Annotated in this window: 8 protein-coding genes; 2 read left to right on the top strand and 6 right to left on the bottom strand. The window is 48.5% G+C overall.

Going from position 1 to position 9,877, the window contains the following annotated elements:
- The coding region (locus tag VFH06_05730) for a hypothetical protein (GenBank protein ID HET6747579.1) at positions 1 to 190 on the bottom strand (190 nt) is incomplete at its 3' end.
- A 5-nt stretch (positions 191 to 195) separates the two neighbouring features.
- Positions 196 to 1,974 (bottom strand): phospho-sugar mutase, encoded by a 1,779-nt coding sequence (locus VFH06_05725; GenBank protein ID HET6747578.1) that lies wholly within the window; start codon positions 1,972 to 1,974, stop codon positions 196 to 198.
- 138 nt (positions 1,975 to 2,112) lie between these two features.
- Between VFH06_05725 and VFH06_05720 the strand changes: the two genes are divergently transcribed.
- Positions 2,113 to 2,496: a hypothetical protein gene (locus VFH06_05720; protein HET6747577.1), complete on the top strand. Its 384-nt coding sequence runs from the start codon at positions 2,113 to 2,115 to the stop codon at positions 2,494 to 2,496.
- Between the two features lie 131 nt (positions 2,497 to 2,627).
- Here VFH06_05720 and VFH06_05715 read toward each other — a convergent pair whose 3' ends face one another.
- Together VFH06_05715 and tyrS are read right to left on the bottom strand one after the other, a co-directional pair.
- On the bottom strand, positions 2,628 to 3,446 hold the full coding sequence (locus VFH06_05715; GenBank protein HET6747576.1) for a polysaccharide deacetylase family protein: 819 nt from the start codon (positions 3,444 to 3,446) through the stop codon (positions 2,628 to 2,630).
- Between the two features lie 92 nt (positions 3,447 to 3,538).
- Positions 3,539 to 4,753: a tyrosine--tRNA ligase gene (tyrS, locus tag VFH06_05710; GenBank protein HET6747575.1), complete on the bottom strand. Its 1,215-nt coding sequence runs from the start codon at positions 4,751 to 4,753 to the stop codon at positions 3,539 to 3,541.
- Positions 4,754 to 4,861: 108 nt separating this feature from the next.
- On the opposite strand from tyrS, the gene VFH06_05705 reads away from it, so the two are divergent.
- Positions 4,862 to 7,510, top strand: a complete 2,649-nt coding sequence (locus VFH06_05705) for a transglycosylase domain-containing protein (GenBank protein ID HET6747574.1) — start codon at positions 4,862 to 4,864, stop codon at positions 7,508 to 7,510.
- Between the two features lie 41 nt (positions 7,511 to 7,551).
- Here the strand turns inward: VFH06_05705 and VFH06_05700 are convergent, their stop codons facing one another.
- Positions 7,552 to 8,499 carry a hypothetical protein gene (locus VFH06_05700; protein HET6747573.1) on the bottom strand — a complete coding sequence of 316 codons (948 nt, stop codon included), beginning with the start codon at positions 8,497 to 8,499 and terminating at the stop codon, positions 7,552 to 7,554.
- A 15-nt stretch (positions 8,500 to 8,514) separates the two neighbouring features.
- Positions 8,515 to 9,870: a DNA repair protein RadA gene (radA, locus tag VFH06_05695; protein HET6747572.1), complete on the bottom strand. Its 1,356-nt coding sequence runs from the start codon at positions 9,868 to 9,870 to the stop codon at positions 8,515 to 8,517.
- Between the last annotated feature and the right edge of the window lie 7 nt (positions 9,871 to 9,877).

The following is a 9,877-nucleotide window of genomic DNA, read 5'->3' as shown; positions in this document are numbered from 1 at the left end:
CACATCGAGCTTTTATTGTTGCTTTGCCAGGATGAATGTCGGCAATCGCCACGATTTCCGAAAAATCCTCGTGTGTACGTGGGAGAAAATCTATAAGATCACCTACAGTAAAGAGACCGGCCGCAGCAAACTGTTCGCCCGTTTTAGCACCGACGCCCTTTACTTTCTCTAGCGGTGATAGGAGATTCATTCTCTTTACTGTAACACCATGGCTTCGAGTTCGCTGGCAAGTCGCTCAAGCGATGTGTTTATGTCGTTATACTGAATTTCTATCTGCTGCGAAGTATCAGCTTCGTCAAACCATTGGATATAGAACTTTAACTTCGGCTCCGTACCGCTTGGCCGAATAGTAACCCGGCGACGCTCATCACCATCTAATTCAAGTACGACAACATTACCATTTACACAATCGATCGGCGTCGTCTTGCCTGTTTTGGTATCGCGACGTTCAAGCGTTTTATAGTCCAGTACTGCCGTCACCTCATGACCACCAACTTGGGTCGGCGTTGAAGTGCGAAGCGTATTCATTACTTGCTGCATTTTTTCAAAGCCGCTTGCGCCCTCAAAATAGGCATTCGCAAGATATTCTACATACAAACCATGCTCGACAAACAGTTCAAGCAATCGATCGTACAGGGTTTTTTCTTGTTTTTTTAACTCGGCGGCATACTCAGCGAGAGGCAGCGCACCGGTCGCACCATCTTTATCACGAGCATAGTCTCCCTTTAAAAGGCCATAGCTCTCTTCGCCGCCCAGGACAAATATTTCATCCGTGTTTTCTTTCTTAAGAATCAACTCGCCAATATACTTGAATCCAATGAGCATATTGCCATACAGTGTCACACCATAGCGCTCTGCGAGTGCCGTGAGCATGTCTGTTGTCACGATTGTTTTTGCCAAATAGTGCTTGGAGGTAAGTTCATTTTTTTGCTGCTTTTTTTGCAAAACATAATCAGCTGCTAATACCGCCGCCTGATTTCCCGTAAGGTATTTTGCCTGCTCCCCCTGGCGAACCATCACACCGATACGGTCAGCATCTGGGTCGTTTGTTATGGCAATATCAGCCTTTTGGGCCAGCATCTGGCTCACCGCCATATCGTTAGCCGTTTTTTCTTCAGGGTTCGGCTTGCCGTTTTTTATCGTCGGAAAGTTACCATCTGGCACCATTTGGGCTTCGACAACAGATATATCAGCAAACTCAGCTGCCTTCAGGCTTGGCAAGACATTCGTTTGACCCGCGCCATGAAGCGGCGAATAGATTATCGAAACCGCCCGGTCCTCACCCTCTGCTTCTGCGGCAACTGCTGCAATGTACGCCTCGTCGACCTGCTGACCAATAAGAATAATTTTTTCCTCAGCTACCGCTTGATCGTAATCCATTGCGTTGATTTCCGTCAGCGCTTCGGCCATTTGCAACACACCCTTATCGTGCGGTGCAACCAGCTGGCCACCATCCGACCAGCAAACCTTAAAACCATTGTCCGCAGGAGGATTGTGGCTTGCGCTGATCACGATACCTGCCGCGGCCGACAAATGGCGCACAGCAAAGCTTAATTCAGGCGTTGCACGAAACGATTCAAACAAGTAGGTTTTAAAGCCATTAGCCGCACATACTTGAGCCGCATACTTGCTGAGCTCGGGCGAGCTAAGCCGAGTATCGCAGGCGATAACGATTCCTTTTTGAGGGGCATCTCCATCAAATGATTTGGCATATTCGCAGAGCGCTTGAGCAGACTCACCAATAGTGACTTTGTTGATTCGGTTCGAGCCGATCCCGGTTGTTCCTCGCCGACCGGCCGTACCGAATTCAATGACTTTAAAAAAGGCATCTTCGAGTGTTTGCCACTCCTGCGCCTCTATCATCGAAATAAGTTCGTTCTTATATTCTGCAAATTTAGCTTCTGTCAGCCATTCTTCTATATTTTTAGCAGCACTTTCGGATACGTGCTCACGCACGATTTCAGCATATGACATAATCGCCCCTTTCGCTTATATCTAGGAGCTTTTATTATACCATTTTCGATTCGCCACATACAGGGAGGACTTTTGACTTAAAGCATCTTCGAATGGTAGGCTATTAACTGTTCTGTTTCTCTCTTTAAGGAGCATACCGTGAGCGTCAAAGACGCATGGACAGAGTTGTTGGGTCGCCGTAAGGATGACTTCATCGGTGGTGACATCGAACACATCGAGACTCCGGAAGGAGCATATCGCGGCCCGATCGTCAGCATCGCCATCGAAGACAACAAGCTCGTTGTCACGACCGAGTGGACGGCGCACGTTGAAACAAACGCGGTCGGCCTCCCGACAGGAAACTGGCACAAGGAGAACCGTGAAGGTGCGACGGCGTTCACCTATGAGCTGATGGACGACATCATGTCGCTGCCTCAGGACATCGGTGATGATCGCATCCACTTCCAGTACCCTTTCAGCACCATTACACTGTTCCCAGCGGGCGGTAGCAAGCTGGACCCCGGCAAGGTGAACGGTCTGTAGCAGAAACCTGTGCCGGGTTGCGATAAGGCATCGCAGCCCGGCACTCTGAATATGAAATCTTAACTTTGAGTATGATTTGTCGTTGTGGTCACAGCGCAAGCAATAATTACTACGCTGTGACCACAACTCGTCTAACAAATTGGAAAGGGTACACTGCTATTTGTAAGAGCCTGCGGTGCTCCGCACGGACGCATTCCCATACGCTTCACCTCATCCAGAATGCCTTGCAATGCCTCCGGATAATTTGTGAAGTAATGCCCCAGAATGACGATAGGCGTCCCCGGTACAGCCTTTACAAGTTGGTCATGCACGCGCCGAACAAGCTCTGCTGCCGATGGGTGAACGCCACCGAGCAACCGCCAATCATTCGTGTCCAGCGTCCAGGTACACAGTCGGTAGCCCTTTGCTTCCGCTATCTTCCTGACGTTTATGTCAAAAGCACCGTAGGGAGGTCGCATGTACGTGCTCTCGACACCTCGTTCGATTTCACTTCCCATCTTGGAGCCCGACAACTTGGTGAGTTCAGGGTGGGTATCACTGTGGTTAGAAACGTATGTACCGCGCTGACGAAGCTCTGCTACCAGATCCATGTGATACGTGGCATTGTACGCATCCACCTTGCTCTTGATAGGGAACGCCTCCATCATGATGCCCTGGGCGCGTGCCCAATCAGCAACGTGGAGCATTCGCTCCCCGGCAGCCTTTCCCCGGCTACTCGGAAAGTCATCGATGGTCAAAAGAACATTCGAGGGTTCGCCTTTCTTTGCCTGGCTTACGCCACAATACTCAATTGTGTAGCCAGGCGATGGGGCTACGCGAATAGGCGCAGGAGTCGAAACAGGAGCTGGCGGCGGAGCCGACTTTGAAGTCGTTGTCCCAAATACCGACTCGCATCCAGATACCAGCACAAGCACAGCCACCACAGGCAACAGCTTCCGCTTTATTTGCATGTCGTCACTCCTAATTTGTAGAACGAGCGTGAATATGATTCACCTATACAAATTACGATCATCTTGTAGAGATGTCAATTTGCTGGTATGGGCTAACGAACGAGGATAAAGGTATTTTTGCCTTTTTTTAAGAGAGCCGGCGCCGTAATGCGAATATCTTCGACCATCCTTTGACCGTCAAGTGAAATCGCTCCTCCCGCCACAAGCCGGCGCGCTTCGCCGTTACTCGCGCACACGCCCGCCTCTATCAAACCTTCAACAATAGTTTTTTCCGTGGTAACGACGGGAATCTCACCTGCGAGAGCGTCAAGGTCATCCTCAGTGAGACTGGCAAAGTCTGCCCCACCAAATAATACTTTCGTGACTCGTTCAACGGACTCAAAACGATCTTTTCCGTGTACAATTGTCGTTACTTCGCGCGCCAAAGCTTTCTGCGCCTCACGAGCACTAGGATCTTGTCGCTGCCTTTCAGCTAGCTCATTAATAGCTTCTTTCGAAAGTAACGTATAAATTTTAGCGTAATCCAATGCGCCTTCATCATCAACATTCAGCCAAAACTGATAAAACTTGAATACGCTTGTCTTTTTCGGGTTGAGCCATATAGCCCCTCCTTCGGACTTACCAAACTTCTTGCCCGTCGCTTTATTGATAACGAGAGGTACGGAATATACATGCGCTTCACCGCCCGTAATGCGTCGGATTAGATCAACACCCGTAATTGAGTTACCCCATTGATCAGCTCCACAAACCTGAAGCGTAACACCCCGAGTGCGAGAGAGATGAACAAAATCATACCCCTGAATAAGTGCGTAACTAAACTCAGCGTAACTTATACCAGCCCCGTCTTCCCCAAGTCGCGATTGCACAAAATCACGGCCAAGCATCTGACTGAGGGGAACATTTTTACCCACATCACGGAGGAATGACAGATAGCCTATATCTTTAAACCAATCGTAATTATCGACTACTTCAAAATCCATGCCATTAAAGACACGCTTGTATTCATCTGTGATACCCGCTTTGTTCTTTGCGATTTCGTCGAGTGTTTTGAGTTCACGCTCTTCGGTTTTCCCGTCTGGATCACCAATCATTCCGGTAGCTCCGCCCACAAGAAGGACGGCTTTGTGACCATGTGCAATAAAATGACGGACCATCATTGCGGCCGCAAGATTACCAATTGTCATACTGTCGGCACTAGGATCGACACCCCAATAGAAAGAGATAGGAGCTCCGTCTAGTTCGGTAATATCTTTTAACGTCGTCTGGTTTACAAAACCTCGCCACGCCAGCTCTTCGGAAAGTTTCATGCGACTCCTATCTGTTATTACTCTAGTCAGTATACCAGAAAATCGCGCTTGGCATAGGCAATTTGATGGTATAATGGATTGTAATATTGCTTATGGGAATGGTAAAACGTGGCAAATAAAACCAGTAAATCACGTGGCATGAATGTGTATGCCAACCTTACACGACGCCGCCGGACAAAAAAAGAGGCTGATGCTCGCAAAAAAGCTGAGTATTTAGCTAGCCTTCCAAAACATCCTGTAAAACGCTTATTGTACCGCTTACACCCGAAGCGGGTTGCTAAGTATTGGTTCAGTAAAAAGGGTGCTATGATGGCCCTTAAAATCGTCGGTGTCGGTATCTTGCTACTCATCCTTGGCATAGGAGCCCTGTTTGCATACTATCGAAAAGACCTCGATGCCATTCGCCCTGGCGAGTTGGCCAAGCGAGTCCAGACGACAGTCACTAAATACTACGATCGAAACAATAATCTTCTCTGGGAAGATAAAGGTGACGGCGACTATAAGCTTGTTGTCGACGGCAATAGCATTAATAAGTACGTCAAGCAGGCAACCGTTGCCATTGAGGACCGTGATTTCTACAATCACGGTGGCGTAAGCATCAACGGCATCTTTAGGTCGTTGCTTAATAACGCCAATGGCGGAAGTACTCAAGGTGGTTCAACGCTTACCCAACAGCTTGTTAAGCAAGTATTCTTTCCTCCAGACGAGCAGATCAAGCGTGGCCTCGACGGCATTCCACGTAAGATCAAGGAGATGATCCTCTCGATCGAAGTTGAGCGCATGTACAATAAAGATCAAATTCTTGATTTATATCTTAACGAAGCACCATACGGTGGCCGTCGTAACGGTGTCGAGTCGGGTGCGCAGACATATTTTGGCAAATCATCAAAAGATCTTACTCTTCCCGAAGCAGCCCTTCTGGCGGCAATTCCTAACCAACCTGGCCTATACGACCCCTACAATATTGACGGACACGAAGCGTTGATTGCCCGTCAGCACAAAGTGCTTGATAGCATGGTTGAGTTGGGCAATATCACCGCCGCACAAGCGAGCGAAGCCAAACAATATCCAATCCTTGATAACATCAAGCCGGCCTCTGACCAATACAAGGACATTAAAGCACCTCACTTTGTACAAATGGTCCGTGATCAGCTTAAGCAAGAGCTCGGTGCGGCAACGGTAGGCCGCGGCGGTCTCACTGTGACAACGACGCTCGATATCCGTATCCAAAACAAGCTCGAAGAATCCATGACAGCCATGTTTGCCTCAAAAACTCCTATAATAGCAGGCTTTAGCAATGGTGCTGCAACCGTTGAAGATACACAAACCGGTCAAATCGTGGCCATGATGGGTAGCCGCGACTTTAACTACCCCGGATTCGGTCAAGATAACGCAGCTACGGCATATATCCAACCTGGATCAACTATCAAGCCCCTTGTGTATTCCCAGCTATTCAGTAATCAAGGCAGTGATAAGCAAAATTATGGAAGTGGCTCGATTCTTGCCGACGATAATACTATGAAGTCGATTTATGGCTCGGAGCTCAATAACGCCGACAAGAAGTTTATGGGTAACATCAGCATCCGTAAAGCGCTGGGACTTTCACGCAACGTTCCGGCAGTAAAAGCGATGTACATATCGGGCATTCAACCTACTCTGCAAACCATCCGTGCTCTCGGCGATACCAATTACTGTACACAGGGAGCTGATGCACAGGCCGGTCTTTCATCAGCTATTGGTGGTTGTGGTACGCGTCAGATCGATCACGTAAATGCATTCGCCTCACTTGGCCGCCAAGGAGTGTACAAGCCAACAAGTACCGTACTTGAAATTAAAAATAGCCAGGGTGAGATTATTAAGAAATATAAGGACGAAAGCAAACAAGTGCTGGATCCGCAAGCAGCATACATCGTTTCCGACATTCTCAGCGACGATAATGCCCGCGCAGGTCTGTATGGCCCGCACTTCTACGGGCTTTGGATACCAGGTGTTCGTACAGCCGTAAAGACAGGTACGTCCGACAAAGGCGGTCAAGCTAAAGATATTTGGACACTTAGCTACTCACCTGCGCTTACCATGGGTGTATGGCTCGGTAATCCGGATACTCGCGTTCTGTTAAATGGAAACTCGTCACTACCTGCTAAAATTGTCGGGCCGGTGATGGAGTATGCTCACAAAGAAGTATATGCGAAAGAAAATAAGTGGAGTCCCGCAAATGGCGGTAGCTGGTTTACTCAGCCGGCCGGTATTCAGAAAATCAATGGCGAACTCTTCCCTTCTTGGTACAACAAGAACCAGGGCAAGACCAACAGCAAGCTTACTTTTGACAAAGTATCCAAAAAGAAGGCTACGAGCTGTACACCTGATGGCGCAAAGATAGAGGTTGATGTTCAGAAGTTCACTGATCCTATCAGCAAGAAGGATGTCTATATCGCTCCTGATGGGTATGATTCGAACGCTGATGATGACCTCCACAAGTGTGATGACGCCAAGCCAAGCGTAGGAACCATAAGCCTCAATAAAACCAGCGGTAGCACTTACCGGATTAGCGTGAGTGTCGTGGGCGGCACCAACCAACTGCAACAAGTTGAAATACGCGTGGGCAGCACTATCGTCGCTACACTCCCCGTCACTTCAAGCGGTACATACGATGCGGATTATACTTTTACAAGCAACTCTACTCAGACAGTGACTGCAATCGTGACCGACAGTGCTCTCTATGCTGGCACGGGATCAAAAGATTTCACGCCGAACTGAAGAGGACGTGATAGAGATTAAGAAAAACAGTAGGTCGCGACCTACTGTTTTTCTACAAGATCAATAAAAGCCGACTCTCGATCAGAAGATCGTGGAGAGCGATTATTCGGACGTTTTGCTGTCCCCCGGTTATTCGGCTTGCGAGGTCCTTGCTGATTACTTCCGCGCGTGTCGTCCCGCTTTCGAGGCTCTACGGATTGTGTTCGACGTTCTGGCTGAGGTGCGGGCTTGGTCCCCGTACTTTTTGCAAGTTTCTTAGGAGAGTTATCGGCTGGCCTCTGTAATTTTACCTGTTCTACCGGCTTTGCAAACATCATTTTACCCGCAGCTGTTTGCAAACTACGGATAAACTCAACTTCGATTGAAGAACCTATTTTTTGAGATGCATTCTCTACCACTACCATCGTTCCGTCGGATAGATGCCCGACCGCCTGGTGAGAGTCCTGACCTTTTTGCGTAAGCTCGAGCAGTGTTCGCTCACCCGGAAGATACGCCATACGAAGGCTTTGCGCAAGCTCGTTAACATTCAGTACGCGGATACCTTCTACAATCGCAACTTTATTGAGGTTGTAATCGATTGTACAGATAGACGCATTGTACTTTTTGGCAAGATTTAAGAGACGCTCGTCAACACCCTCTTTTACCGTAGTACTATCTTGAAGCACCTGCACAGTAATATGTGAAATCTGCTGTAATTCAGCAATAATATCAAGACCATGGCGAGCCCTGGCACGTTTTTCGTGGTCTGCGTTATCCGCAAGGTACTGAAGTTCTCCTACGACACTCCGCGGAATTGCAAGCGTATCAGTCACAAAACCAGATTTAGCGACTGCAACAATCCGACCATCAATCAGAACCGACGTATCGATGAGTATAAGCCGCTTCTGTTTTTTAGTTGTTATTTGTTTAGGAAGATGCATCGCGACGTAGGTTACTTCGGCAAGCAGCACAAGTAGTACCGCCACGATAACAAGCTGTGATATTTCCATATCTTTTTCTTTCTCCTACTTTTGTAGGTATTCTATGAGCGCCGTTCGAAGATCACGGACACCTTTTATAAATGAATTCTTTTGTGCCTGCGGCGGTGCGATTGCTTCGGTAAACCCAAGTTTTTTAGCTTCGGCCACCCGACGCTCCACACTATGCGAACTACGGATCTCTCCGCCAAGACCAACTTCGCCAAAGACAACGACGCCATCGCTTAGCTGGCGCCCCGCCGCTGCGCTGGCAATTGCCATACACACCGCCAGATCCGCAGCCGGATCACTCAACTTTAACCCACCGACAACGTTAATATAAATATCTTTATCTGATAAATTCAGTTTGGTACGCCGCTCTAAAACGGCAATAAGCAAATTGAGTCGGTTGAGATCAAACCCAGAGGCGGTACGTTTAGGATACCCGAAACTTGTCGGATTGACAAGAGCCTGTATCTCCACAAGTAGCGGACGGGTGCCCTCTAGAGTTGCGAGCACTACTGATCCATCTGCGTTCTGCCGCTCCGCAAGGAGTGCCGCCGAAGGATTCTCAACCACTCGCAACCCCTGATCGTACATCTCAAAAATAGCCGCTTCGCTAGTTGCGCCGTAACGGTTTTTTATCGCCCGAACCACCTTAAATCCGCCGTAACGGTCACCTTCAAAATTTAAAACGACATCCACTAAATGCTCGAGTACTTTTGGTCCGGCGATACTTCCTTCTTTAGTGACATGTCCGACCAATATCACCGCGGCATTCGATTCTTTTGCGGCACGAATAATAACATTGCTACTATTTGTAATTTGACTCACTGTTCCCGGCGCAGAAGTAATCTCGTCGAGGCTCAGTGTTTGAATTGAGTCTATAATGACAACCTTATATTTGCCTGACCGAATTGTCGCCGCGATATCATCCGCACTTGTACTCGCAACAAAATGAAGCTGCTCCCTATCATTTGCTCCTAGCCGCTCCGCCCTCAACTTAACCTGGCCAGCCGATTCTTCTCCGCTTGCATAAAGCACCGGCTCTTTTTTACCAAGTTCGCTTGCAACCTGAAGCAATAGTGTACTTTTACCAATACCCGGCTGGCCCGCCACAAGTAGCACTCCACCAGGAAGAATTCCGCCACCCAAAACGACATCAAGGTCATCGAATCCTGTCTTCATACGCTCGACTGTTTGCTCTAGTCGAATAGTATTCATCGTCTGGGGTGTCAGGACCTTGCCACTATGAGCGCTCCTTGCCACGGCCGACTTACCGCTGCCCGCCACTTCTTGCTCAACAAGTGTGTTCCATTCCCCGCAGTTTTCGCACTTTCCGGTCCACTTAGGGTACGAAGCTCCGCAGTTCTGGCAGATAAATTGTGTTTTTAGTTTCGCCATTCACCTC

The organism is Candidatus Saccharimonadales bacterium, from assembly GCA_035697325.1.
Taxonomy (GTDB): domain Bacteria; phylum Patescibacteriota; class Saccharimonadia; order Saccharimonadales; family Saccharimonadaceae; genus JALRBM01.
The sequence above is the reverse complement of the archived record's forward strand: the minus strand, read 5'-3'. Positions and strand labels throughout refer to the sequence as shown.

What these genes read in the sequence shown, in the direction of transcription:
- VFH06_05725 (HET6747578.1), bottom strand. Translation starts at nt 1,974, where the DNA reads ATGTCATATGCTGAAATCGTGCGTGAGCACGTATCCGAAAGTGCTGCT.
- VFH06_05715 (HET6747576.1), bottom strand. Translation starts at nt 3,446, where the DNA reads ATGCAAATAAAGCGGAAGCTGTTGCCTGTGGTGGCTGTGCTTGTGCTG.
- radA (HET6747572.1), bottom strand. Translation starts at nt 9,870, where the DNA reads ATGGCGAAACTAAAAACACAATTTATCTGCCAGAACTGCGGAGCTTCG.
- tyrS (HET6747575.1), bottom strand. Translation starts at nt 4,753, where the DNA reads ATGAAACTTTCCGAAGAGCTGGCGTGGCGAGGTTTTGTAAACCAGACG.
- VFH06_05700 (HET6747573.1), bottom strand. Translation starts at nt 8,499, where the DNA reads ATGGAAATATCACAGCTTGTTATCGTGGCGGTACTACTTGTGCTGCTT.